The following is a 23,706-nucleotide window of genomic DNA, read 5'->3' as shown; positions in this document are numbered from 1 at the left end:
ATGGTCCGTGTGCTTGCCGTCTCCGACGAGGTGGACGAACGTCTCGTGGCCGATCTCTCCGCGGTGCGGGGCGCGGCGCTGATCCTCGGATGTGGAGACCTGCCGTTCGACTACCTCCGCTACCTGATGGACACGCTGGACGTCCCGCTCGTGTTCGTCCCGGGAAACCACGATCCGGAGCTGAGCGGATATCGCACAGCTCGATCGGGCCTGACATTGCGGGCCGGGCTGCCGGCAACGGAGCCCTGGCCGCCCGGGGCGGTCAACGCTGACGGTCGGGTGGTCGACGTCGCGGGCCTGCGGATCGCCGGGCTCGGTGGGGCCCCCCGTTATCGCGACGGTCCCAACCAGTACAGCCAGCGTCAGCAGGCGCGGCGGGCCCGCGCTCTGGCTCGGTGCGCCGCGCGGCGGCGGCGAGATGGCCGCCCGGTTGATGTCCTCCTCACCCACGCTCCACCTCGCGGTGTCGGTGACGGCGCCGACGCGCCGCACGTCGGTTTCGACTGCCTGCACCCGCTGGTCCGTCGGTTGCGTACCCCGTTGCTGCTCCACGGCCATGTCCACCCGTACACGACGGGGGTTGCCGACCTGTCGATCGGCGCGACGGTCGTGCGTAACGTTGTCGGTCGACACCTGTTCGACGTCCCACTGACGAAGGGCGCGTGCGGCAATGGCTCGAGCGACCGGCTTCCCCCGAGCTGACGTCGAGAACGATTTCCTCCGTGTGCGGCGTCGGCAGGTGCTGGCCCGCCTGGCGCACAGGCTGCGCCGCGAGCCCGACGACGTCAACTTGATCCTCCCTTTGGACGACGTGGTTGCTGCGCTGGGGAGGCGAGGTGAACGGTCACTCGGACTGCAGACGATCCGCCTCGACAGCGTGGTCGGCACGGTCGATTCGCGACGGGACTTCGACCGCTACTTCCGCCCCATGTCCGGCCGCTCCCGCCAACGCTGGGAACGGCTCGCCCTGGCGCAAGCCCGCGGTGAGGCCGTCCCGCCCATCGACGTCTACCGCGTCGGCGACCTGCATTTCGTCAAGGACGGTCACCATCGCGTGTCCATTGCCATCGCCCACGGTCTCGAGACGATCGACGCCTACGTGACCGAGGTGCTGACCGTCGTTCCGGCGAGGGGCATCCGGCGCAGGGGCGATCTGATCACCAAGGACTACGAACGGATGTTCCGCGCGCGGGTGCCGCTCTCCACCGCTCAACTGGCGAAGATCGTCGTCAGCGATCCGTGGTCGTACGCGGAGCTGGGCGAGGCGGTGGAAGCGTGGGGTTTTCGGTGCATGCAGCACTCGGGCACCTTCCTCGACCGCGAGAAGATCGCGCAGCGGTGGTTCACCGAGGAGTACGCACCGGTCGTCCGGATGCTGCGCGAGGCGGATCTGCTGGGCAAGCGCACCGAGGCCGAGGCGTATCTGGTCGTGGCTGGCGAGCGGTACCGGCTCATTCGAACCCACGAATGGACCGACGAGGTGATCGAGCGCCTACGCGAAGAGCGCCGACTGCGCTGAGCGGCTCAGCCGACAATGCGGGTGGGCGCTCAGCTCTCGAGGCCGAGGTTGGCGCCGCTCTGCGGGTCGAAGACGTGAACGGCGCGCGCGTCGGCCCAGAGTTCAGCCTCCGCCCCTTCCTGGACACCCGATGCGGCGTCCAGGCGCGCGACCACCTGCTCGTCCTGGGAGCCGGTGTCCGCACGACCAGAGTCCTGCGCGAGCTCCTCGAGTTCGCGCGACGTGACCGCGTTACCGACATCCAAGGCGAAGTAGACGAAGTTGTCCGAGCCCATGGACTCGACGACGTCGATCTGCGTTCGGAAGGTGACGCCGTGCGGCCGATTCTCGTCCGCCACCAAGGCCGCATCCTCGAAGCTCTCCGGCCGAATCCCAATGATCAAATCCCGCTGAGGGTTCTTCGCCTCGACCGAGCGCCGTAGCTGATCGCCGAGAGGCAGGTCGCCGATGCTGGTTCTCAGCGAGCCGTTCTCCAGCCGAGCCGGCAGGAAGTTCATCGCGGGTGATCCGATGAAGCCCGCCACGAACAGATTGGTTGGCCGGCCGTAGAGCTCCTGCGGTGCGCCGACCTGCTGGAGCAAACCATTTCGCATGACGGCGACCCGGTCGCCGAGGGTCATCGCCTCGGTCTGGTCGTGGGTCACGTAGACCGTCGTGGTGGCCAGCCGTTTCTGCAACCGCGCCACCTCGGTGCGCATCTGAACCCGCAGCTTGGCGTCGAGGTTCGACAGCGGCTCGTCCATCAAGAAGGCCGACGGATCGCGCACGATGGCCCGGCCCATGGCCACGCGTTGCCGTTGGCCACCGGAGAGGTTGGCCGGCTTGCGGTCGAGGTGCTGGGTGAGGTCGAGGACACGGGCAGCCTCGTTGACCTTCTGGTCGATGGTCGCCTGCGGCGTCTTGGCCAGCTTGAGCGCGAAGGCCATGTTCTCCCGGACCGTCATGTGCGGGTACAGCGCGTAGCTCTGGAAGACCATGGCGATGTCGCGGTCCTTGGGCGCGACCTGGTTCACTCGCTTCCCGCCGATCCGCAGTTCCCCCTCGCTGATGTCCTCCAAACCGGCAATCATGTTCAGCGTCGTGGACTTCCCGCAGCCGGACGGGCCGACCAGGATGACGAACTCGCCGTCGGCGATGTCGAGGTTGATGTGGTCGACGGCCAGCGCCCCGTCCGGGTACCGCTTCGTTACGTTGTCCAACACGATGTCAGCCATGGCTATCCCTTCACAGCGCCAGAGGTCAGCCCCGCGACTATGCGGCGCTGGAAGAAGAGCACGAACAAGATGATGGGGATGGTGATGATCACCGCGGCTGCGCAGATCGAGCCAGTTGGCGCCGTGAACGCCGAGGAACCGGTGAAGAACCCGATTGCCGCGGGCACGGTGCGGGCCTTGGTGGTGGACGTGAGCGAGATCGCGAACAAGAAGTCGTTCCAGCAGAAGATGAACACCAGGATGGCCGTCGTGAACATGCCGGGCGCGGCCAGGGGTGCAATGACCTTCGTGAAGGCCTGCCATGGGGTCGCGCCATCCATCTTTGCCGCCTTCTCCAGCTCCCAGGGGATCTCGCGGAAGAACGCGGAGAGCGTGTAGATGCCCAACGGCAGACCGAACGCGACGTAGGGAATGATCAGTGCGGGCCAGGTGTCGAACAGGTGGAGTGACCGTTCGATGTTGAACAGCGGAGTGACCAGCGAGATGGCGGGGAACATCGCGATCAACAGCGACATGCCGATGAGCACGCTCTTGCCGGGGAACTTCAGCCGCGCCACTGCGTACGCGGCCATCGAGGCCAGGGTCACGGCGATCACCGTCGAGATGATCGCGATGCCGATGGAGTTCACCAGCGCCCGGGTGAACTCTGACGTCTTGAAGATTCCCCGGTAGTTGTCGAAAGTCCAGTGCCGCGGGACGAAGTTGCCGTCGGTGATGCTGGACGGCTCCTTGAACGACAAGGACACGATCCAGAGCACCGGGAAGATCGCCAACACGATCGCGACCACGTTGGCCGCGGCCCAGCTCGTCTTCTGGGCGCCGGTGGCGTTGGCCATGACTCAGCCCTCCGATCCGGGCGCTGCTGCCCCGAAGAGCTTGATGAAGATGAAGGCGATGATCGCGACGCAGAGGAAGATCAGGATCGAGATCGCAGAGCCGATGCCGAGGTTGAGCGCGGTGAACAGATTGTCGTAGCCGAGGATCGAGACCGACTGAGTGTTGTTGCCACCCTTGGTGAGGATGAAGATGTTGTCGAAGATGCGGAACGCGTCGAGGGTGCGGAACAACAGGGCCACCAGTATCGCTGGCTTCATCAACGGCAACGTGATCTTCTTAAACCGCTGCCATGCGGTAGCGCCGTCCATGCGGGCGGCGTTCTGCAGGTCGTCGGGGACCAACGCAAGCCCGGCCATCAACAGCAAGGCCATGAACGGCGTCGTCTTCCACACCTCGGCGAGGATGATGATCGCAATAGCTTGAATCTGATGGGTGAGGGGCGCTCCGACGCCCAACCATTTCACCAGATAACCCGTGCCGGGCGTCCACGCGTACTGCCAGCTGAATGCGGCGACGACCGTGACGATGCCGTACGGAATGAGGATAGCCGTCCGCACGGTGCCCCGGCCAAAGATGGTGCGGTGCATCAGGATCGCGAGCAGCATCCCGAGAACCAGTTCGACGGCGACCGACACCAGCGTGATGATGAGCGTCCGGAACAGGGACGCCCACCAATAGGACGAGGACATGACGGCGACATAATTGTCGAACCCGATGAACTTCGACTGGTTGGGGAAGCGGAGGTCGTAGCGCTCCAGAGACAAATACACCGCGTACGCGATGGGGTAGGCCGTCACAGCGACCATGACAACCACCGCTGGTGCGCAAAGCATCCAACCGAGCCGCCGCTCGGCCTTGGCTCCCTCCGACAGGGGAGTCTTGCCACTGCGCCGGGACTCGACCGGCGCAGCGGACGCACCGGTTGACTTCGTCGTTTCGATCGTCATGGGATCAGCCCCTTCGAGGCGAGGGCGTCCTTCAGCTGACCCTCGATCGTGTTGAGGGCGCCGGACGGGTTGATCGAGTTCGGCGGCGACACGTTATGCGAAATCACGATCGAGACGTTCTGGTAGGCGGGCGTCTTCGGGCGGACGCTCGCATTCTTCAAGGCGGTGAGGATCGCTTCGTGGAACGGGTAGTCCTTCGCCAGTTCCTTGCTGCTGTAGAGGCTCTCCAAGGTGGGCGGAAGGCCGCCCTTCACCGCCGCGACGATCTGGTTGTCCCTGTTGCGCAGGCACAATGCGGCGGCAAACGCGAGCTCGGGGTGCTGCGAGTACTTGCTGATGGCGAGATCGATGCCGCCGATCGTCACGCGGCTGGGCGCGCCCGCCGTTACCGCGGGGTACTGGGTGTACTTGAAGTTCTTGAACAGCTTCGGCTTATCCCCCTTCATCGAGGGGTAGACGAACGGGTAGTTCAACTCGAAGGCAGCCGACCCGCCTTCCATCGCGAGGCGATTCTGGTCCTCCTGCTGCACGGACAACGACGGGTCCGCAGCGGGCGACGTGGCCAATCGCTTCATGATCTGCAGCGCCTTCAGTCCAGCCTTGCCCAGCGATGGCTTGCTGGCGTCGGAGTTGAGGATCGAACCGCCGGCACTGGCCACGAGCGAGTTAAACCAGACGGTAACTCCTTCGTACTGCGCACCTTGGATCTCGATGAGGTGCGGCTTGTGTTGCTTCGCCAGCTTCTCGGCCATCGTGATCATCTCGTCCCACGTCTTCGGTGGGGTCGGCACGAGATCAGAGCGGTACCAAAGTAGTTGAGTGTTGCTGTTGTAGGGGACGGCGTAAAGCTTGCCCTTCCACGTCGCAGTCTCGATAGGAGCCTTCAAGGTGCCCTTCGTCGCGGCCGCCCTGTGCGCGCCCGTCCAAGGGCGGATCCAGCCCGCCTCGGCGAACTCGGCCTCCCATGTGACATCCAGGCCGAGGATGTCAAGCGAGCTGTCGCCTGCAGCCAGGCGTCGTACTAGCTGCTGGCGCTGCCCGTCGGCGTCGTTGGGCAGCTTGTCGTACTCGACTCTGTACTGCTTGGTGCTGCAGTGGTCAGCCGCCCGTTGGATGGCGCCAGAGTTGTCCGGGAAGTTGTAGAACCGCAACGTCAGTCGGCCGCCGCCGCCGCCGCCACATGAGGTGAGGACGCTGCTCGCGAGCAGCGCGGCCGCGGCGAGAACTGGTGCCGCTCGGCGGATCCCCCGCCGGCGCATCGTTCGGCATAGTCGAATATCCACGCCAGTCTCCCTCGCTCGAGCTCGACTTGCCCGGCGCGTCGACCGGACATCCGGTTCCCGTGTCTCGACTGCGTTTCGGACGCTACGGCGGCAATGGTTCCCTGGCAACAGCCACCGTTGATCGTGACGCCGCACCACCGGCTCCGAGGGCCCGCCAGTGGTATTCGGCTGCCTGTCCTCAGGGGGTGCGGGGGCGCTGTAATGCGCTTCGAGTGAGGCGCTTGAGCTCCGGCTGAAGGGACCGAACCTCGACCCCTGCCGCCCAGCCGTGCTCGGCATCCATGTGCGGCGGCGGCCCTTGGGCGTCGCCGCAGATGCTCGATAGTCGGCGATAGCGAGCGGGGTCCTCGTGACCGGATGTTGGCCAGGGTCACGTTCCTGCCCCAGAATTGATCTGAGGGTGGCCGGACTCGGAAGTCCACGATAACTGACCAGGTAATTGTCGGCGAATCGCTCGCCCGGACGCCCACACACCCCAGGAATACTGGGCTAGAGCACATCGCTCCCGTCCGCACAGCTTCTAAGCGGGTTGGTCGCAGGTTCGATGCCTGCCGGGGGCGCTTCAGGCCCGAATTGGCCGGACTCGAGCCGTCTGGCGACGCACGCGCCTCACCAGACAAAATGATCATGACGAGCATCAACAAACCGAGGCCTTCGCGCCCTCGTCCGACCCGCCGCACAGCACAGACACCGACTAACTGTGAGACACCAACCGCCTAAAAATGCTGTTCGGGACGACGTCGTAGGTGGCCGATCCCCAACGCGGGGCGCCTCGACGACTGCGCACACGTGATTGATCACGACCCGTCCGCGCGATACCCGTTCGGCGCGGACCGCCCCGGGTGACCGGCCGCGCATATGTAAGGGTCAGATCGACTGGGTGGTGCCGCAGTGAGGGCGTCGGACGTGGATCGCTAGTCGAAGAGTCGCTGCACGTCCGCATAGCCGAGGGTCCCGTCGAGGAAGCCGAGCGTCCCGGAGTCCTGCAGTTCGCGGGCCGCGCGTTCGAGCGTGCTCAGCGCGGCCCGGGCAAGGCTGCCGCCAAGGCTGACCCGCTTGACGCCGAGTGAGAAGAGCGAAGGCGCGTCGATCGTGTTCGCCAGTCCGGCCACGATGTTGAGCGGGCCGGGGATGGCAGCGGCGATCCGGCGAATCGTGTCCGCGTCGGCGATCCCCGGTACAAAGATGCAGTCCGCGCCCGCTTCGACATAGCGCATTGCCCGCTCGACGGTCTCGGCGAAGACATCACCGCCGGTCCGGGCGAAGTAGGTGTCGGTCCGGGCGTTCAACACGAACGTGCCGGTCGGCGCCGCGGCCCGAGCAGCCGCGAGTCGGCCAGCGGCCTCGACAATATCGAGAAGACAACCATCGACGGCGTCCTCCAGGTTGGCGCCGACCGCCCCGGTGTCGACGGCCCGGGCAACCGTTCGCCCGACCTCGTCGGCCGTGGTGCCGTATCCAGACTCGAGGTCGGCGGTCACTGGCACGCTGACGGCGGCCACGATGCGACCGAGATGCCCGAGCATCGTGTCGCGGTCCAGTGTGCCTCCGTCCGGGACTCCGCACGACCAAGCGATACCTGCACTGGTCGTCGCGATAGCCGGGAAACCCGCTCGCTCGAGGATGCGGGCAGAGCCAGCATCCCAAGCATTGGGGAGGACAAAGCCCGGACCATCGTGCAACGCGAGGAGCGCGGCTGCCTTGTCCGTCGAGGCCGCTCGTTCGTCGTCCACCGCACCATCATCGGCGCTCCCGGCCTGTCGCAACAGACTCGACAGGCTGGTTCGCGTGGGTGAGACCGTCTGCTTCGGATGGATACGTTGCCTGCCCGGGAGCCGTCGATAGGGTCCGCGTTTACGATGATCTTGTGCAGACACGCGGGCCGCTGCCGGCGTGTTTGCTCGGCGTCGACGACCACGAGCACCGGCAGAGATGCGCAGTTCGACGTCAACCCGGGCGAGACCAATCCCTGCCGCGGCGCAGTCGGCAGTCTGATCGATGACGAACGCGACAGCTGGACCGTCGTCAGCCGAAGCGACGGCTCGGCCCTCTGGCGAGGACACTCCGTGTCTCGGGTGACCTTCACTCCGTACGACGCGACCCCGCCAGCTACGCCGGCGAAGAGGTGTTCGCCGACGTGGAAAGCACGTCGCGCGGCACGGACTTCATCCACGTCAGCCAACGGCTCCGGCTGCACGGCACCGATGGCGGCACGATCACGCTCTTGCACACCATGCGCATCGCCATCACGCCGGAGGGCACGGTCCGCGTCGACACCGAGTCCTCATCGCTCGCCTGTGACTGAGGCTCCACCGCGATAAGTGCGGGCGCGAGCCGTCGATTTGCGCAGTCGTCCGGAGCGATCTTGTGCAGACTCGCGGGCCAGATACCGCGTGTTTGCACAAGATCGCAAAGTCCCGATGACCGTGCGCGGCTCGGCTCCGGTCAGGACACTGGTCGGCTCAATGCTTGGCTCGCTGCGATATGCGCGACGGCTTTGTCGTGGCAAGAGCGGTGCGAGTGAGCCTCGGCGCCCGCTGTGCGGCAAAGACGACAGCGCGATCTCTCAGACGCAGCGGCCGATCGGATGCTCCCGCCTCGGTCGGGTTCCGTGCATCCGTGTCGTAGGCGTGTCGTGACGCGGGCCGGTCTCCATCGCAGCGGACCAGATTCCATTCACCGGGTACACCTTTGAGGTTGTGGCGGCCACGGTCGGTGAAGGCGATGCCAGAGCCGATGACCAACTCGCGCACCGTGGACGTGGTCAGCACCTCACCGGGTCCGGCCAGCCCGGCCACCCTGGCGGCGATATGCACGGAGAGGCCACGTACATCGGCATTGGTGACTTCGCATTCGCCGGTGTGAACGCCGACCCTGATCTCCAGCCCGAACTCAGTCACCGAGTCGGTCATCGCGAGCGCGAACCGCAACGCGCGGGCCGGACGCGCGAACCGTGCCATCCGGCCGTCTCCGGTGTGTTTGATGGCGACCCCGTCGAAGCGGGGTAGCAGTTCATCCATCCGCTCATCGTGGGCGGCGAGTATTGACCGCCATCTCTCGTCGCCACCTGCCGCGGCCAGTTGCGTCGAGTTGACGATGTCGGTGAACACGACGGTCGTCATGACGCGGCCGTCGTCGCGATCACGCGGCGCTGCCCCTGTCAGGAAGGTCTCGATCTCGTCCGGGATCGCCTCCGCGTTGTGGATCCACGGCAAATGATCGGGACCTGCGAGCTCGACGAAGGTCGCTCCGTCGATGCGTCGGGCAAGGTCGGCACCGAGCTGCATGTCAACCAGAGTCTCGGGAGCGTGCAGGACCAGTGTCGGGACATGGACCGCGGCGGCTGCCTCCCGCACGTCGTAGCCGTGCATGGCTTGCAGGATCGAGCGCGCCATCCCTGGACTCATGCACGCGCGTTCGATCGACGGCAATAGCCTGCTGTAGACGGGGTGAGCCGCCCAGCTCGGCGCCATCGCGGTCAGGAGCGTTCCTTCTCCCCACCGCGCACAGCCAGTGTCCAGGGCAGCCCAGATGCGATCGAATATCTTTCTCGGCAAGCCGAGCTCCGGGTCGAACTCACTGGTCACCCACGCAGACAGCAAGACCAGCGCTCGCACCCGGTCCGGACGAGTGGCGGCGAGGGTGATCGACGGAATGCCGCCCTCGGAAAAGCCGACGAGAACTGCGTGTGCGGAGTGGGCGGCGTCCATGACGGCCAGCACGTCGCTTGCTCGTTGCTCGATGGTGGGCGCCCCAGCTACCGGATCGGACAATCCAGTCCCGGGCTTGTCGAACATGATGACGCGGACGAAACCCGCGAGACGGCTCAACATAAGGGTGGCGAGGGGTTCGGCCCACCACAGCTGAAGGTGCGACATCGTGCCGCACACGAAAACGAGATCCTCCGGTCCGTCGCCGATCACCTGGTAGGCGATGCTGACGCCGGCGTTTTGCGCATACCGAACGTCGCCGCCATCCACCCGACAAACACTAAGCCGAGCGGGCGTTCCGCGCAGGGCGGATGGCACAACGTCTGCTCCAGCCGCAGACCCGTGCGGCCTCCGCGCTTTGATTCGGCCGCGTTCAGTCGGAGGTGTGCTTGACGTGCTTCATGCGGCCAGGAGCGCGTCTGCTGCGCGGAGGTGGCGCGTTGCACCGACGGTTTGAAAGACCACGCGAACTACTCGAAGGCCGCAGGCACACCTCCCTGGTAGCACGCAGTTGGTCGTTGATGGCCATACAAAGTTCTTGATACTCCGCTTGCGACGGAAGGCATTCATCCTGCGGGAAAGCCAAGTGACGGGTGCACCGAGGAAGGCGCCGAGCGGTCGTTCGTGCGACCCGAGACCTCGGTGGCAGAGCGCAGATGAATCGGAAAGCCGTTGCTTACGCGACCGGATGTGCCGACATCTGGCAGTCCAGTTGGAAGATCCTTGTATGCGACACGGCTACACCAACGTGACCGAGCGCCGGGGTGATGCGGTCTACAAGACGTATGCCGGACCGGATGCGCCAGCGAGATGCGCGACCGAACTACGAGCCTTGACTCAGCTTCACGGAGTGGTGCCCGTACCCGCGGTGATCTCCAATAGCCCAGGCGTACTCGTCACTGGGTACGTATCGGGCCAGCACGGCCAGGACCTGCTCGACGCAGGAAGGGCTCACGATGTTCTGACTGGCTGCGGCAGAGTGCTTCGTCGACTGCACGAGGTTGATCCGGCTGTCTTCGCACCGGGCGCCGAAAGCGGCGTGATTCGTCACGGCGACTTCGGACCGAACAACGTCATATTCGACTCCGACACGATGGCGGTCACAGCACTGCTGGATTGGGAGTTCTCGGGCATCGGAGCCGCCATCGACGACATCGCCTGGTGCGAATGGATCGTGCGGATGCATCACCCCGACGCTGTAGAGGCACTGCCTGCCTTCTTTGTCGCATACGGGTGGACTCCCGCATGGGACGAACGGAAGCGGGCGATGCTCAACCGGTGCCGCTGGCTCGAATCGTTCTGCAAGCGGTGGGGTCCGCGCAGCCCTGGCGTGCATCAGTGGCAGGTTCGTACTGCGACGACGGCGAGCTGGGAGCCTTGATCGTCCCGATTTGTTGTCCCGCTGGTACGTAGGCGCGTGCCGCGGGCTCACCCTCGGCCGTCGTAGGGTCCGCGTTCACGATGATCTTGTGCAGACACGCGGGCCGCCGCCGGCGTGTTTGCACAAGATCGCGAAATCTAGCGGCGCGCTTCACCAGCTCGGGTCGGCGGAACGCAAGCTCACAGGGCTGCGGCGTACGGTGCGTGCAGAGGCGGGCCTACAGGTTCGCGTCCACGACTTAAGGCTTGAGTCATGCGACTGCCCTGGTCGACGTCAAGAGACGGTGCGTCCGCCGCATCGGAGCGGATGAGCAAATCGGAATCGGCCCTATCGGGCTCCGCCGGGGACGGCAGGGTGCATGACCTTCAGTACTGGCTCGATTCCGGATTTCTTACCCTTCCGAGGGCCGACCCAGACGGGCCAGCACCAGCGGACTCCGGCGCGCCCAAACCGAGCTGAGCGCCTCGCGCGCGGCTTGGTGACCCTGCGAGCTCTACCGCAGCCGCAGCTTCATCGAACCCGTTGCTCGCTGCTGCCACGGACGCCGATGTCAGCACGCCCTTGCGCGCAAACGGACGGCGGGACCGCCGGCGCGTGATCCTGGCGCAGCTGCGGGAGGCGGCCGTGATTTCGATAGTGCCCTCGCGTTGCTCGACGAAGCGGACCGCGTCTATGCCGGCGACTACAACCCGAACGTGCGCCCCGTGCCCGCCGTGCGAGCGCGGCTACAGATCCGGCGCGGCGAGCTGGAGTCCGGTAACGCGTGGGCCAGAGAGCGGGCACGACAACGTAGGTGCCGGGTTTGGCCACGATCGTTTCGTCGGCGCAGCGCACCACCATCTCGCCCTCGAGCAAGAGGAACGAGTCCTCCAGCGCGTGATGGACGTGGCGCGGCGGCGAGCCGCCGGGCGGGACGGTCAGTTCGATGACCGCCGGCGTGCGCGGGCTGCCTTCGGGGTTGCGCAGCACGGCCAACGTGCCGAGGAACCACCACGCGCGGCTGGTTGCCTGCTCGCTGGAGATGCGTCGTCCGGTCGGAGCGGCCGATTCGTCGAAGTCGCTGGTCAGGGTGCTGCTCATCGAAACCTCCGGTTCGACGTGGATGTAGGTGGGGGTGCAGGTAGCTCAGGACGGTTCCGGCTGCCTACGCGAGGCGCGCTCCGCGCGCGGGAGGGCGGAGATCAGGGCGTCGATGGCCCACGCGACAGCCTGTTGCGCATCCGCCTCGTCCAGTCCGCTCTCGTCGCTGATGATCACCCAGGACGCGGCACTGCACAGGTGGGTGATGACCGCGGTGGCCCAGCGGGCCGTCTCGGCGTCCAGGCCGCCGGTCGCCGGCTTGAGGGCGGTTCTGATCGCTTCGACCCGTTGCCCCCGGACGGCCGACCGCATGGCGCGGCCGGCTGTCGTCCGGACCAAAGTGCGGGTCAGTTCCGGACGGCTGGACAACCGCCGGCCGGCTTCCAGCAGGCTGCGCGAAATGTCCTCGGGTCCGGCGATGTCGAACGGAACGCCCAGCGACCCATAGAGGTGCTCGCCGGCCGCTTGCAGGAGCGCCGGCCGGTCCCGGAAGTACCGGTAGAGCGTCCGCAACGAAATCCCCGCGGCCCGGGCGACGTCGGCCATCGACACGTCGTCGACCGCCTTGGATTCCAGTTCGGCGATGACCGCGTCCAGCACCGTGGCGCGGACCTGGTGGGCCTGGCGCTCGCGTAATGAGGTCCCCTCCGTCATGGCACGACCATGTAACCTTGGCATGGACGCGTCAAGAGCTCGGTCGACTCGGTCCGCTCCTCGACGTCAGGCGCTCGACGGCGTCGCGCACCGACACGATGTCGTCGATCCGGCGCACGGTCTCGCCGGCGTAGAGCGCGGTCCAGTCGACCGACGCCGCCGGCATCCCGACCAGGGGCAGCGCCGGTCCGAACAACGGCACTCCCACCCGCTGCCGTGACGTCATCGCATTGCCGGCGCGCAGCGGCAGGACGCGGGCCAGCGGCGCGGACGCCCTGCCGACGCCACGCAACCACAACGGCGCCTCGCCGGCTTCGTTGAGCCAGCGGTCGGTGGCCGCGTTCGGCACAACGCGATGGGCGAGCGGCCAGCCGACGCCGAAGAGCATCGTTCGCACCGTCCGCGTCGCTTCCTGCACCCGCTGCTTGTAAAGCGGGTGTGCGCGCGACTCCGAGGTCATCAGGAAACGGGTGCCGGCCACGGCGGCGTCCGCGCCGGCGTCGAGCACCGCCACGACGTCGCGGTAGTCCGCGACGCCGCCCGCGGCCAGGACGGGAAAGGTGCCCAGGCCCCGCACCCGGGGCAGCAGCGTGCGCAACGGTTCGTCGCCCATCAGATGACCGCCCGCTTCGGCGCCCTGGACGACAAGGCCATCGGCGCCGGCGGCGAGCGCGGCGCGAGCCTGCTCGACACTCCCGACGGTTGAGAAAGCCAGGACGCCGGCCTCCCGCAGGTCGCTGAACCATCGACGCCCGATGCCGCCGTGGAACACGACGAGCGCGGCGCCCGCCTGGACGCAGGCCCGGAGATGGGCTGGGCGAGCGAAGGGCACCAACAGATTCGCGGCAACCGGCCGCCCGTCCGCGCGGCGCCGCGCGGCGGCCAACTGCGCACCAAACGTCGCCGACGGCATCGTGGCGATCGTGCCGAGCCCACCGGCCGCCGATACTGCGCCGGCGAGTTCGGCCGTCGCGACGCCACCGCCCATGCCGGCCTGCACCACTGGATGCTCCAGCCCGAGGCGATCCAGGAAATCCATTCCGACATTGTCTCCAGCACGAGCCAGGTCGTCGCAGAGCACCGTCTCTCGATCCTCGTGCTCGGCACCGGCTCGTACCGTAACCTCGGGTATGCCGCCTCAGCGAAGGGTTCTTCGATGACGATCTCCGCTTCCCGCAACACCGACGTCGCGACGCGCAGCATCCCCGACACAGTCACGCACCTGCGGGCGACCTTCCGCAGCGGTCGCACGAAGCCAGTCGAGTGGCGGCTCGCGCAACTCGACGCGCTCGTCCGCTTGGTCAGTGAGCGGGAGAGCGAGCTGGCCGACGCGCTGGGCAAGGATCTTGGCCGCGGCCCGGTCGAGGCCTGGATGGCCGACCTCGCACCCGTCACCGGTGAGGCCAAGTACGCGATCAAGAAGCTGCGCTCGTGGATGAAGCCCACCAAGGTGAAGCTGCCGATGAGCGTGCAGCCGGGTAAAGCGTGGTACCAGTACGAGCCCCTCGGCGTCGTCCTCATCATCGGCCCCTGGAACTACCCGATCCACCTCGTCCTCGCGCCGCTCGTCGGTGCCATCGCCGCAGGCAACTGTGCCGTGCTCAAGCCCTCGGAGCACACACCGGCCTGCTCGGCGGTGCTGGCCGAGCTCGTGCCGCAGTACCTCGACCCCGATGCGGTCGCCGTCGTCGAGGGCGCCGCCGACGCCACTCAGGATCTGCTCGACCAGGCGCTCGACCACTGCTTCTTCACGGGCGGTCCCGAGATCGGCAAGGCGGTGATGGCCGGCGCCGCGAAGCACCTCACGCCGGTCACCCTCGAGCTCGGCGGCAAGAGCCCGGTCATCGTCGCCGACGACGCCAAGCTGAAAGTGGCGGCTCGCCGGATCGCCTTCGCCAAACTCCTCAACTCGGGCCAGACCTGCGTCGCGCCGGACTACGTCCTGGTCGACCGGAAGATTCGTGACAGCTTCGTCGACGAGCTGAACAAGGCGATCACGTCAATGTCGCCCGAGGCCTCGCTGCCGATCGTCAACACGCGCCAGGCCGGGCGGATCGCCGGCTTGGTCGAGAACGCCGGTGGGCGCACGGTGCGCGGCGGCACGGTCGACGCGGACAACAAGCGGGCGGAACTCACCGTCATCGTCGACCCGGATGCCGATTCCGCCGTCATGCGGGATGAGATCTTCGGGCCCGTCCTGCCGATCGTGTCCGTCGACTCCATGGACGACGCGATCGCCCACGTCCAGCAGGGGCCCAAGCCGCTCGCGCTGTACCTCTTCAGCGAGAGCCGGGCCAACGAGGACCGCGTGGTCAACGAGATCAGCAACGGCGGCACGGTGGTCAACCAGCTGATGTACCACCTGCTCGTCAACGAGTTACCGTTCGGCGGCGTCGGCAACAGCGGCACCGGCGCCTATCACGGCAAGTGGGGCTTCGAGACGTTCAGCCACCGCAAGTCGGTCCTGCGCAAGCCGACCTGGCCCGACCCATCGCTCGCCTATCCGCCATTCACCAAGATCAAGCAGATCATCATGCGGAAGGTCTTCTGAGGCCGTCCCGACACGACTTGTCCGTGCCTCGCCGTCGTATTCGACGCCGAGGCACGGACAACTTCGGTGCGGCTGACCTCAGCCGGTGAAGTGCTCGGGATCCGCCGACTGCTCGGCGGTGGCCGCCGCCTCACGCATCTCGAAGGCGTCACTGGCCCACTCACCCATCTCGTGGGCGATCTCGCGGACCGCGCCGGTGATGATGGTGGCGATCCGGCCTACGTGATTCGCCGCCGATTCGGTCAGCACCTGGGCGGTGTCCTTCGCGACCTCGAGCTTGCCGACCACGTTGCCTCCTGACGGAAGTCCGGCCGTCACGCGACCGCGGACAGCTTCGTCGGGACCACGGTAACCGCCGGCGCCGAATCACTGTCGTCGCGCCCGTTCGGCAAGGCCAGCCGGAAGATCTTGGCCCAGGTCGAGCCGATCTGCTTGGAGAAGCGGCCGGTGTTGTACGGCAGCCCGTACTTCTCGCACAGGGCCTGCACCTCGGCGGCGATCTGCGGGTAGCGACGGGCCGGGATGTCTGGGAACAGGTGGTGCTCGATCTGGTGACTCAGGTTGCCCGAGAGGATGTGGAACAGCTGCCCACCCGTGATGTTCGCCGAGCCCATCATCTGGCGGATGTACCACTCGCCCCGGGTCTCGTCCTCGGTCTCCTCCTCGGTGAAGGTGGCGACGCCGGAGGGGAAGTGACCGCAGAAGATGATCGAGTACGCCCAGAGGTTGCGGACGAGGTTGGCCGTGGCGTTGGCCGACAGCGTCGACAACGCCTGCGGGCCGCTGAGCAGCGGGAACAGGACGTAGTCCTTCAACGACTGCTTGCCCACCTTGCGCCAGATGCCGCGGAGCAGGTCCTTGTTCTCCGACATCTTGCGCTTGCCGGTGATCACGTTCTCGGTCTCAAGGTCGTGCAGGGCGACCCCGTACTGGAAGAACGTCATGAGCAGGAACGCCCAGACCGGGTTGCCCAGGTAGTAGGGATTCCACTTCTGGCTCGGGTCCATGCGCAGGATCCCGTAACCGATGTCGCGGTCCTTGTCGAGGATGTTGGTGTACGTGTGGTGCATGTAGTTGTGCGAGTGACGCCACTGGTCGGACGGGCAGGCGGTGTCCCACTCGAACTTCTTCGAGTTCAGGGCCGGGTCACGCATCCAGTCGTACTGGCCGTGCATGACGTTGTGCCCGATCTCCATGTTGTCGAGGATCTTCGACAGCGAGAGCGCGGCGGTCCCGGCCAGCCAGAACGGGGGCAGCGCGCTGAGCATGAGAGCGGCCCGGCCACCGACCTCGAAGCCGCGCTGCGCCTTGATGACCTTGTAGATGTATTCGCGGTCGGCCTCACCGAGATCGTCGACGACCCGCTGGCGGATCGCGTCGAGTTCGCGGCCGAGTTCGTCGATCTGCTCGTCGGTGAGTGTCACTGACTTGTTCTTGCTCATTTCGTAGGTCCCCTCGCTGAGGTCGTCCAGTGGTGGATCAGAGATCGATGGCGACGTCGCCGACGGGAGCCGAGATGCACAGCTGCACCTCGGTGTCGGGCTCGGTGTGCAGTTCGCCGGTGAGGACGTTGCGGGTGCAGCCGGACGTCTTGACCTTCGTGCAGGTGAAGCAAATGCCCATCCGGCAGCCGTATTCGGGGGCGAGCCCGGCCGCCTCGGCCTGCTCGAGCAGCGTCGCCCCGGAATTCTCGACGACCGTGTCGCCGAACGTCACCGTGCCGGACACATCACCGTCGAGCGGAGCGAGCACCGGCGGGGTGAACTCCTCGGTGTGCAGCGTCTCCTCGATGCCCTTCGCCGCATAGTGCTCGCGGATGGTGGCCATCAGCCCGGGCGGCCCGCACAGGTAGGTCTGGGCGTCGCCGGCGTACCAGGGGGCGACCTCGGCAAGATGCGTCTCGTCGAACAGGCCGTGCAGGTCGCCACCCGCGGCCTGCTTGGTGTAGGCGAGGACCAGCCGGACGTTCGGGTGCCGGGCGGCGAGCCCCCGCAGCTCGGCGAGGTGCGCGACGTCCGCCTCGGTGAACGCGTAGTGCAGGAATACGATGTCGCCGGCGTGGCCCTCGTCGCTCAGCGTGCGCAGCATGGACAGCACGGGGGTGATGCCGCTGCCGCCGCTGATGAGGACGAGCCGCTCCGGACGCTCGTCCGGCAGCCGGAACGTCCCGTTCGCCTGCGACAGCCCGAGCACCAGTCCTGGCTTCGCGTTGGTGTGCAGGTACTGCGACACCACTCCCTCGGGGTGAGCCTTGACGGTGATCTCGATCCGGCCGTCGGCGCGGTACTGAGAGCAGGAGGGCGAGTAGGACCGGGTGTGGCGGACCCCGTCGATGTCGATCGAGATCTGCACGAACTGGCCGGCCCGGAAGCCCCGCCACTGGCGGGTCGGGCGCAAGGTGAGGGTGACGCTGTCGGCGGTGCTGCGGTCGACCTCGGTGACGACGGCACGCAGTTCGCGGACGGTGAGCATGGGATGGACGAGTTCGAGGTAGCGGTCGACGCCGTGCGGGGTGGCCAACGCTTCGAGGGCGCCCAGCTTCGAGGCGACCGCTTCGAGCGGACCGAAGGACGGCGGCCGACGTAGTTTCAGTGCACGGTTGTTCACCCATTAAGGGTGTCTCGCGCACTGAGGGTCTGTCAATGACTGCGGAACGTGACGGCCCGCACGTCGAAAACGCCGCCGACAGGTGAACGGGCGTACTCTTTCGGCGTGAGCGACGGGCGGTCCAGGGGCGATCGGCGTGCCGTCCTGCACGAAATCGTGCGTGAGACGCAGACCCGCGCCGAGCGCAAGGAACAGACACGCCAGCGGCTGCTGGACGTCACGATCCGCCTCATCGCCGACCGGAGCTTGTCCAGCATCAGCCTGCGCGAGGTCGCCCGCGAGGCCGGGATCGTCCCCACCGCCTTCTACCGGCACTACGCGACGATGGATGCCCTCGGCATCGATCTCGTGGACGATTCCATGCGGCCCCTGCGCCAGATGATTCGAGACGCGCGGCGCGGCCGGGCCGCCCACGGCGACATCATCGCCGACACGGTCGCCGTGCTCGCCAAGCAGGTACGCGACCACCCCGATCAGTTCCGCTTTCTCAGCCGTGAGCGGTACGGCGGGGTCGCGGCCGTCCGCCGGGCGATCGCGACCGAGCTACGCCTGTTCACCAGCGACCTCACCGTGGACCTCGCCCGGCTCACGGCCGGCTACGACTGGAGCACCGAGGATCTCGAGATGGCGGCGAGTCTCATGGTCGCCGCCATGCTCACCACGGTGATGGATCTGCTGGAGACCGACGAGCGGCACCCCGAGGACGCCACCGCACTGCTCGATCAGGCCGAGCGGCAGCTGCGCCTGATCGTCCTCGGCATGGGGGCCTGGCGCAGCAAGCCCTGAGCCGGCAGCGTCAGCTGGCCAGTCGGTCAATGCGTTCGATGACGCCCCCGGCGCCGATGTCAACCGCGGACGCCCGCGCTTGCTGCAACAGGGTCGCCGCTCGTGTTCGATCATCCTGCGCGCCGCCGCCGATCAGCACCTCGGCGAGGTCCACGGCAATCAGGTTGAACAGCCCATGGAGGGCGTGGGCACTCACGCTCGCCAACGCAGCGTCCATGAGCTCGATCGCGGCGCCCTGTTCGCCGACCGCCGCATGCGCGAGCCCGAGGCCCCACGACACCGGTCCGACGACGGCGACGTAATAGCGGCCGCGCCCAGCTCCGTCGGCAAGTGGACGAGCAGTGGGCCGCCGCACGGGCCGGCGCCTGCCGCACATAGGCGGTCGCGGCGCCGACGAGCGGCGGCGGCATCGGGACGGAGGTGCCTGGGCTCCCCGACGGCCGCCGCACGAGCGGTTCCCAGACCACCCGACAGGCACTCACCGGCTCGGCCAACCCCTTGAGGGACAGGTCGCCCATCGGCTCGAAGACCACGTTTCCCCGCCCGCGAGCGAGAGCCCGCACGATGTCGGACGACAGGATCTCGCCGCCTGCGGCGATTGCGCAGAGGCGAGCGGCTTCGATGACCGGGACCCCGAACACATCCGTTCCCTCGGCCGAGACGTCACCGACCGAGATGCCCACCCGCACCGCGAAGGCCTGATCGGGTGTTCGACGCGAGTGGGCGTCCACCGCTTGTTGCACGGCGATTGCCCCAGTGGCCGCGTCGGCCGCCGATTCGAAGGTCGCCATGACGCCGTCGCCCAGCTCTTTGACCACCGTGCCGCCGTGGGCCTCGACGGCTTCGGTCAGCAACCGGTCGTGCACACGGCGGAGGTCGTCGGCGGCCTCCTCACCCAGCTGGATCCGGAGCTCGGTCGAGGCAACCAGGTCGGTGAAGAGCACCGAACGCGTGCCGATCTGCCGTGCTTGTCCGGACATGTACCGCTCGACCTCCCCAAAGCCTTGACAGGGAGTCTGCCCGCTCTCCGCCCGCGGCGCTCAATCAGCCAACGGCAGTCGCGCGGCAGCGTCATCGACGAGTTCGGCCAGGCGCAGGTCAAGGTCGGTCACGCCGCCGGCACTGTGGGTGGCGAGTCCGACGTCGACCCGACGCCAACGCAGCGCGAGGTCGGGGTGGTGGTCGAGCTCTTCGCAGGCCGGCGCGATGCGGTTGACGAACTCAACCGCCGTGGGGAAGTCGGCGAACTCGATCGAGCGGGACAACCCGGCGGGCGTCCCCTTCCAGTCCGGGTGCCGGTTCCCGAGGGCCTCGTCGATCTGGTCCTGGTCAAGCAGTGCGGGCATGATCTTCCTCCGGCGACGCCACGGTTCACTCCCCAGGCTAGTCGTGCCGTATAGCCTCGGGCCGTGGCTGAACGCGAAGGCAGACTCGTATGGATCGATTGCGAGATGACGGGCCTCGACCTGCGCCGGGATGCCCTCATCGAGGTGGCGGCGATCGTCACCAACGCCGACCTCGAGCCGCTCGACGAAGGCATCGACGTGATCATCCACGCGCACGATGACGTACTCGACACGATGGTGCCGTTCGTCCGCGACATGCACGCGAGCTCCGGGTTGACCGAAGCCGTACGCGCATCGACGACCAACCTGGGCGACGCCGAGAAGCTGGTGCTCGACTACGTGAAGTCGCACGTGCCCGAGGCGAACAGTGCGCCGTTGTGCGGAAACTCGATCGCCACCGACCGCGGCTTCCTCACGCGGGACATGCCCGCACTCGACGATCACCTTCACTACCGGATGATCGACGTCTCCTCGCTGAAGGAACTCGCCAAGCGGTGGTATCCACGCGTGTACCAGTCGCAGCCGGAGAAGGGCCTGGCCCACCGAGCATTGGCCGACATCCAGGAGAGCATCGTCGAACTCGCCTACTACCGTCAGACGCTGTTCGTGCCACCGCCCGGACCGACGTCGGACGAGGCGAAAACGGTCGCCAACGCGGTGCGGCGGATCGGCAAGCGGCAGGTAGACTGATCCGCGCTCGGCGGTTGCCCGTCGGCATGGTGGGTGTAGCTCAGCTGGTAGAGCGCCGCGTTGTGGTCGCGGATGTCGCGGGTTCGAGTCCCGTCACTCACCCCAACGAAACGCCCTCCGCCGACTGGGGGGCGTTCGCTGTGTGCCGAACCGCTGGCTCGCCGGCCGCCCGCACAGCGCGCATCTCGCTTGTCAGCGTGTCCAGCCGCGCGACGATCTGCTCGAGGTCGCGCCGCGTCGCGGCCACGGCTTCGTGCTCCCCGTCGCGCACCCGGTCGATGAACCAGGCGGCGAAGGATGCGGTCACGACGCCGATGAGCGCCACGCCGCCGATCATCAGGTCGCCGGCGACGAAGCGCCCCTGCACTGTCACCGGGAAGTGGTCGCCGTAACCGACGGTGGTGACCGTGACCATGGCCCACCACAGCGCGTTGCCGAAGCTCTTGATGTTGGCGCCCGGCGCGCCGCGCTCGGCATCGAGGACTGCCAGCGCCGCGCAGATCACCAGTGTCGCCGCCGACAGCGAGACGTACAGGGCGACGCGACCCTGCAGCGATGCGGCGGCCTTACGGTTCAGGACCCGGAACAGCACCACCAGACGGAGCAGGCGCAAAGGGCGCAGCGCCGGCAGCGCGACGATCAGCAGATCGAGGACGTGCTTGGTGAAGTACGAGCGCCGGTCCCGACCCAGAGCCGCAGGCCGTAATCGAGCAGGAAGACCAGCCACGCCGCGCACTCGACGGTGCTGCAGATCCGCTTCCAGCTCGGGCCGAGGTCCGGCTGCAGGATCGGCCACGCGTAGGCGAGCAGGAACAGGATCGCGACGCCGGCCAGCACCCACTCGGTGCTGTTCAGCCAGCCGCGCAACCGTCGCCGCCGCGCGGTTCGTCCGGGCTTGGATGGGGTTGCGGACGTGGCGTTGACCGCTGCCCGAAGTGCACTGCCCACGCGGCGAGGATAGGGCGGCACACGCCGTCGCGACCCCGCAGCACCGGCGCTCTCTCAGCCGCCGGCGGACCCACAAGCCGGACAATCCGCCGGCACGGTGCATGCTAATGTTGGCTCTCGGCCCACTTCGGTGGGCCGATCGCACGACCGGCGCCGTTAGCTCAACTGGCAGAGCAGCTGACTCTTAATCAGCGGGTTCGGGGTTCGAGTCCCTGACGGCGCACCATCTCTCGCTCGGTTCCCTCAGCTAGCGTCGGCGCTTCGCGTCCGATCGGCGACTTCGGGGGTTTTGTCCGGTTGCGTTCGGGCGTCGGCGCAACTCCGCGAGGAATGTCCGGTCCGCGACTTGCTTTCCGCACCCTCGGCCTATCAAATCGGTGCACAGCGGAAGGGGGCGTCGTGTCACTCGAATCCGGCGTTCCCACATACGGGATGACCGCGCGACCAACCGACGGTCGGGCGCAGCGACAGTTCCCGGCGCGGACCCTCCCGGATGAGGACAGCCGGCTCCTCGACAGCCTCACCGCCGCGCGAGCCGGGAACGCGGTCGCCTTCGAAGCGGTGTATCGAGCCTTGGCACCCCGGCTGCTCCGGTATGCACGGGGCCTGGTCGGCCAGGACGCCGAGGACATCGCCGCCGAGGCGTGGTTGCAGATCGTGCGTGACCTGCGCAAGTTCGACGGCGACTGGGACGCTTTCCGCGGATGGGCCGCTCGGATCCTGCGCAACCGCGCCATAGACCATCTGCGCGCCGCGTCGCGGAGGCCGGCCCGCGTCAGCACGCTGGACGAGATCGCCGACCGGCCCAGCGGCGATGACACGGCCGAATCAGCCGACGAATCGCTGTCGACGTCCGCGGCGATCGAGCTCATTGCTGCGCTTCCGCCCGACCAGGCTGAGGCGGTGCTGCTGCGGGTCGTCGTGGGATTGGACGCCAATTCAGCGGCCGCGATCCTCGGAAAGCGAGCCGGTGCGGTCCGGGTCGCCGCCCACCGGGGGCTGAAGGCGCTGGCGAAGCGCCTCGAGGCTGCGCCCGGAGGCCCGTCGAGTAACGACAGGCCCTCTGGAAACGCTGGACAGACGACATGAGACGACCAAACCGCCCCCGGTCGGCCGACCTCGATCGCCTCCTCGACGAGGACGTTTCCGACGGTACGGCGCTGGCCCAGCTGCTCGCCGCCGCCCGTGCACCGGGGGCCGCGAATGAGCTCGTCGGGCTCTCCACCGCCATGTCCGCCTTCGCCTCGGCCAACCGGGAACTGCCACGCTCGCCGGTAAGTCACCGTGCCGCCCCTCGCCGCGCCCTGACGACGCGGAGTTTGCTGGCCAAGACCGTCGCCGCCGTCGGAGGGGTGACGCTGGCCGGTGGCGTGGCCTACGCCGCGACCACGGTCGGCTTCATGGGTCTCGGTGGCGGCTCCGACCACCCACCTGCGCTCCACAGCACGAGTCCAGGCCACGGCGGCGACCAGGACCGCAGCGGTGGGTCGTCACCCTTCGGCTCCACCGCGCCGGGCGCAGCGACCGCCACGGGGGCGACGCCGGCGAGGACCCACGCTGCTACCCCGTCACACGGGGTCGGGAAGCCGGCTTCCAGCAAGACACGTCGGCCCGGCCCGACCCGTCCCACGCAGTCGGTGCATTCCACGCACGCGTCGCCGACCCGGCCGGCCCCGTCGAGCGACGTGACGCCCCCTGCACCCGGACGGACCAGCCATCCGACGCACTCGCCCACACCGTCGCATCGAGCGCCGGCGACTCGCCCTCCGGCCCCAAGGGCGTGATTTCGTGAAATCTGCAATACTGCGCTGCCGAGACCCGTCGGTGATTAATTTGATCGAGCACTGGTGAAGGAGCGGATAAAGGCCCAGCAATCGGACATTCGCTTCGGCACAAGTGGGCGTAACGACGCAGAACATGCCTAGATACGCGTACGACAGGAAGCGGCCGCGGAACACCAGAACCGTTATCCCCAGCGTTGAATCGGGAAAACGCGTATCAGCGGCAAGAGAATTCACGCTCAACCAGAGCAACCAGCGTTCACAGCCCAAGTCAAGGTGGGGGACCTCCATGATCGAATCGTCAGACGCCACATCCACACCCTCTGAGGGGAGCCCGCGCTCGCGCCGCGGCCGCCGTTCGGCCCTCGCTGT

26 protein-coding genes, 2 tRNA genes and 1 pseudogene are annotated in these 23,706 nt (G+C 67.3%); 12 read left to right on the top strand and 17 right to left on the bottom strand.

The window, feature by feature from the left end; genetic code table 11:
* Both ABR571_RS00855 and ABR571_RS00850 read left to right on the top strand, forming a co-directional pair.
* Entirely contained in the window at nt 1-702 is a 702-nt protein-coding gene (locus tag ABR571_RS00855) for a metallophosphoesterase (protein WP_409451281.1), read from the top strand.
* Entirely contained in the window at nt 671-1,519 is an 849-nt protein-coding gene (locus ABR571_RS00850; protein WP_409451280.1) for a chromosome partitioning protein ParB, read from the top strand. The genes ABR571_RS00855 and ABR571_RS00850 overlap by 32 nt, the downstream gene beginning before the upstream one ends.
* Nucleotides 1,520-1,548: 29 nt before the next feature.
* Here ABR571_RS00850 and ABR571_RS00845 read toward each other — a convergent pair whose 3' ends face one another.
* The 5 genes from ABR571_RS00845 to ABR571_RS00825 all read right to left on the bottom strand — a co-directional run bounded on the left by ABR571_RS00845 (nt 1,549) and on the right by ABR571_RS00825 (nt 7,533).
* Nucleotides 1,549-2,733, bottom strand: a complete 1,185-nt coding sequence (locus ABR571_RS00845) for an ABC transporter ATP-binding protein (protein WP_409451279.1) — start codon at nt 2,731-2,733, stop codon at nt 1,549-1,551.
* Nucleotides 2,734-2,735: 2 nt separating this feature from the next.
* On the bottom strand, nt 2,736-3,569 hold the full coding sequence (locus ABR571_RS00840; RefSeq protein WP_409451278.1) for a carbohydrate ABC transporter permease: 834 nt from the start codon (nt 3,567-3,569) through the stop codon (nt 2,736-2,738).
* Nucleotides 3,570-3,572: 3 nt separating this feature from the next.
* Nucleotides 3,573-4,517, bottom strand: a complete 945-nt coding sequence (locus ABR571_RS00835) for a carbohydrate ABC transporter permease (RefSeq protein WP_409451277.1) — start codon at nt 4,515-4,517, stop codon at nt 3,573-3,575.
* Nucleotides 4,514-5,776 (bottom strand): ABC transporter substrate-binding protein, encoded by a 1,263-nt coding sequence (locus ABR571_RS00830; protein WP_409451292.1) that lies wholly within the window; start codon nt 5,774-5,776, stop codon nt 4,514-4,516. The genes ABR571_RS00835 and ABR571_RS00830 overlap by 4 nt, the downstream gene beginning before the upstream one ends.
* Before the next feature lie 938 nt (nt 5,777-6,714).
* On the bottom strand, nt 6,715-7,533 hold the full coding sequence (locus tag ABR571_RS00825; protein ID WP_409451276.1) for an isocitrate lyase/phosphoenolpyruvate mutase family protein: 819 nt from the start codon (nt 7,531-7,533) through the stop codon (nt 6,715-6,717).
* A gap of 404 nt (nt 7,534-7,937) precedes the next feature.
* Between ABR571_RS00825 and ABR571_RS00820 the strand changes: the two genes are divergently transcribed.
* Nucleotides 7,938-8,105 carry a hypothetical protein gene (locus ABR571_RS00820; protein ID WP_409451275.1) on the top strand — a complete coding sequence of 56 codons (168 nt, stop codon included), beginning with the start codon at nt 7,938-7,940 and terminating at the stop codon, nt 8,103-8,105.
* 157 nt (nt 8,106-8,262) lie between these two features.
* Here ABR571_RS00820 and ABR571_RS00815 read toward each other — a convergent pair whose 3' ends face one another.
* Nucleotides 8,263-9,780: an adenylate/guanylate cyclase domain-containing protein gene (locus ABR571_RS00815; RefSeq protein WP_409451274.1), complete on the bottom strand. Its 1,518-nt coding sequence runs from the start codon at nt 9,778-9,780 to the stop codon at nt 8,263-8,265.
* A 457-nt stretch (nt 9,781-10,237) separates the two neighbouring features.
* Here ABR571_RS00815 and ABR571_RS00810 point away from each other — a divergent pair, with 457 nt between their 5' ends.
* Complete coding sequence (locus ABR571_RS00810; RefSeq protein WP_409451273.1) at nt 10,238-10,891, top strand: phosphotransferase; 654 nt, start codon at nt 10,238-10,240, stop codon at nt 10,889-10,891.
* A gap of 510 nt (nt 10,892-11,401) precedes the next feature.
* Here ABR571_RS00810 and ABR571_RS00805 read toward each other — a convergent pair.
* Nucleotides 11,402-11,860 carry a cupin domain-containing protein gene (locus ABR571_RS00805; RefSeq protein WP_409451291.1) on the bottom strand — a complete coding sequence of 153 codons (459 nt, stop codon included), beginning with the start codon at nt 11,858-11,860 and terminating at the stop codon, nt 11,402-11,404.
* On the opposite strand from ABR571_RS00805, the gene ABR571_RS00800 reads away from it, so the two are divergent.
* A complete protein-coding gene (locus ABR571_RS00800; protein ID WP_409451294.1) occupies nt 11,817-11,999 on the top strand; it encodes a hypothetical protein in 183 nt (60 codons plus the stop codon). The genes ABR571_RS00805 and ABR571_RS00800 overlap by 44 nt on opposite strands.
* Nucleotides 12,000-12,016: 17 nt before the next feature.
* Here the strand turns inward: ABR571_RS00800 and ABR571_RS00795 are convergent, their stop codons facing one another.
* The gene (locus tag ABR571_RS00795; protein WP_409451272.1) at nt 12,017-12,625 is read right to left on the bottom strand and encodes a TetR/AcrR family transcriptional regulator; all 609 of its coding nucleotides are present in this window, start codon (nt 12,623-12,625) and stop codon (nt 12,017-12,019) included.
* Nucleotides 12,626-12,656: 31 nt separating this feature from the next.
* A complete protein-coding gene (locus tag ABR571_RS00790) occupies nt 12,657-13,664 on the bottom strand; it encodes an NAD(P)H-dependent flavin oxidoreductase (RefSeq protein WP_409451271.1) in 1,008 nt (335 codons plus the stop codon).
* Nucleotides 13,665-13,781: 117 nt separating this feature from the next.
* Between ABR571_RS00790 and ABR571_RS00785 the strand changes: the two genes are divergently transcribed.
* Nucleotides 13,782-15,176: an aldehyde dehydrogenase family protein gene (locus ABR571_RS00785; protein ID WP_409451270.1), complete on the top strand. Its 1,395-nt coding sequence runs from the start codon at nt 13,782-13,784 to the stop codon at nt 15,174-15,176.
* A gap of 78 nt (nt 15,177-15,254) precedes the next feature.
* On the opposite strand, the gene ABR571_RS00780 is transcribed toward ABR571_RS00785, so the two are convergent.
* Genes ABR571_RS00780 through ABR571_RS00770 form a run of 3 tightly spaced genes read right to left on the bottom strand, consistent with a single transcriptional unit; the run spans nt 15,255 to nt 17,768 of the window.
* Complete coding sequence (locus ABR571_RS00780; RefSeq protein WP_409451290.1) at nt 15,255-15,464, bottom strand: hypothetical protein; 210 nt, start codon at nt 15,462-15,464, stop codon at nt 15,255-15,257.
* A 26-nt stretch (nt 15,465-15,490) separates the two neighbouring features.
* Nucleotides 15,491-16,618, bottom strand: coding sequence for a fatty acid desaturase family protein (locus ABR571_RS00775; RefSeq protein WP_409451269.1), 1,128 nt, complete (start codon nt 16,616-16,618; stop codon nt 15,491-15,493).
* 37 nt (nt 16,619-16,655) lie between these two features.
* A complete protein-coding gene (locus tag ABR571_RS00770) occupies nt 16,656-17,768 on the bottom strand; it encodes a ferredoxin reductase (protein WP_409451289.1) in 1,113 nt (370 codons plus the stop codon).
* A 120-nt stretch (nt 17,769-17,888) separates the two neighbouring features.
* Between ABR571_RS00770 and ABR571_RS00765 the strand changes: the two genes are divergently transcribed.
* A complete protein-coding gene (locus ABR571_RS00765) occupies nt 17,889-18,569 on the top strand; it encodes a TetR family transcriptional regulator (RefSeq protein ID WP_409451268.1) in 681 nt (226 codons plus the stop codon).
* 10 nt (nt 18,570-18,579) lie between these two features.
* Here the strand turns inward: ABR571_RS00765 and ABR571_RS00760 are convergent, their stop codons facing one another.
* The 3 genes and pseudogenes from ABR571_RS00760 to ABR571_RS00750 all read right to left on the bottom strand — a co-directional run bounded on the left by ABR571_RS00760 (nt 18,580) and on the right by ABR571_RS00750 (nt 19,915).
* Nucleotides 18,580-18,849, bottom strand: coding sequence for a hypothetical protein (locus ABR571_RS00760; RefSeq protein WP_409451293.1), 270 nt, complete (start codon nt 18,847-18,849; stop codon nt 18,580-18,582).
* Nucleotides 18,850-19,075: 226 nt separating this feature from the next.
* Nucleotides 19,076-19,549 (bottom strand): annotated as a pseudogene (locus ABR571_RS00755) (adenylate/guanylate cyclase domain-containing protein); the annotation flags it as partial.
* A 60-nt stretch (nt 19,550-19,609) separates the two neighbouring features.
* Nucleotides 19,610-19,915: a 4a-hydroxytetrahydrobiopterin dehydratase gene (locus ABR571_RS00750; protein WP_409451267.1), complete on the bottom strand. Its 306-nt coding sequence runs from the start codon at nt 19,913-19,915 to the stop codon at nt 19,610-19,612.
* Between the two features lie 63 nt (nt 19,916-19,978).
* Here ABR571_RS00750 and orn point away from each other — a divergent pair, with 63 nt between their 5' ends.
* Together orn and ABR571_RS00740 are read left to right on the top strand one after the other, a co-directional pair.
* On the top strand, nt 19,979-20,605 hold the full coding sequence (gene orn, locus ABR571_RS00745) for an oligoribonuclease (protein WP_409451266.1): 627 nt from the start codon (nt 19,979-19,981) through the stop codon (nt 20,603-20,605).
* A gap of 29 nt (nt 20,606-20,634) precedes the next feature.
* Nucleotides 20,635-20,710: transfer RNA gene (locus ABR571_RS00740), tRNA-His, on the top strand.
* On the opposite strand, the gene ABR571_RS00735 is transcribed toward ABR571_RS00740, so the two are convergent.
* Nucleotides 20,703-21,332 (bottom strand): potassium channel family protein, encoded by a 630-nt coding sequence (locus tag ABR571_RS00735; protein WP_409451265.1) that lies wholly within the window; start codon nt 21,330-21,332, stop codon nt 20,703-20,705. The genes ABR571_RS00740 and ABR571_RS00735 overlap by 8 nt on opposite strands.
* Nucleotides 21,245-21,553 (bottom strand): hypothetical protein, encoded by a 309-nt coding sequence (locus tag ABR571_RS00730; RefSeq protein ID WP_409451264.1) that lies wholly within the window; start codon nt 21,551-21,553, stop codon nt 21,245-21,247. The genes ABR571_RS00735 and ABR571_RS00730 overlap by 88 nt, the downstream gene beginning before the upstream one ends.
* Nucleotides 21,554-21,703: 150 nt before the next feature.
* Here ABR571_RS00730 and ABR571_RS00725 point away from each other — a divergent pair.
* The 3 genes from ABR571_RS00725 to ABR571_RS00715 all read left to right on the top strand — a co-directional run bounded on the left by ABR571_RS00725 (nt 21,704) and on the right by ABR571_RS00715 (nt 23,337).
* Nucleotides 21,704-21,779, top strand: a tRNA-Lys gene (locus tag ABR571_RS00725).
* 173 nt (nt 21,780-21,952) lie between these two features.
* Nucleotides 21,953-22,642: an RNA polymerase sigma factor gene (locus ABR571_RS00720; protein WP_409451263.1), complete on the top strand. Its 690-nt coding sequence runs from the start codon at nt 21,953-21,955 to the stop codon at nt 22,640-22,642.
* Nucleotides 22,639-23,337 carry a hypothetical protein gene (locus ABR571_RS00715; protein WP_409451262.1) on the top strand — a complete coding sequence of 233 codons (699 nt, stop codon included), beginning with the start codon at nt 22,639-22,641 and terminating at the stop codon, nt 23,335-23,337. Before ABR571_RS00720 ends, ABR571_RS00715 begins: the two co-directional genes overlap by 4 nt.
* Nucleotides 23,338-23,706 lie beyond the last annotated feature (369 nt).

The sequence above is a fragment of the Jatrophihabitans sp. genome (assembly GCF_046262535.1).
Lineage (GTDB): Bacteria > Actinomycetota > Actinomycetes > Mycobacteriales > Jatrophihabitantaceae > Jatrophihabitans.
The sequence above is the reverse complement of the archived record's forward strand: the minus strand, read 5'-3'. Positions and strand labels throughout refer to the sequence as shown.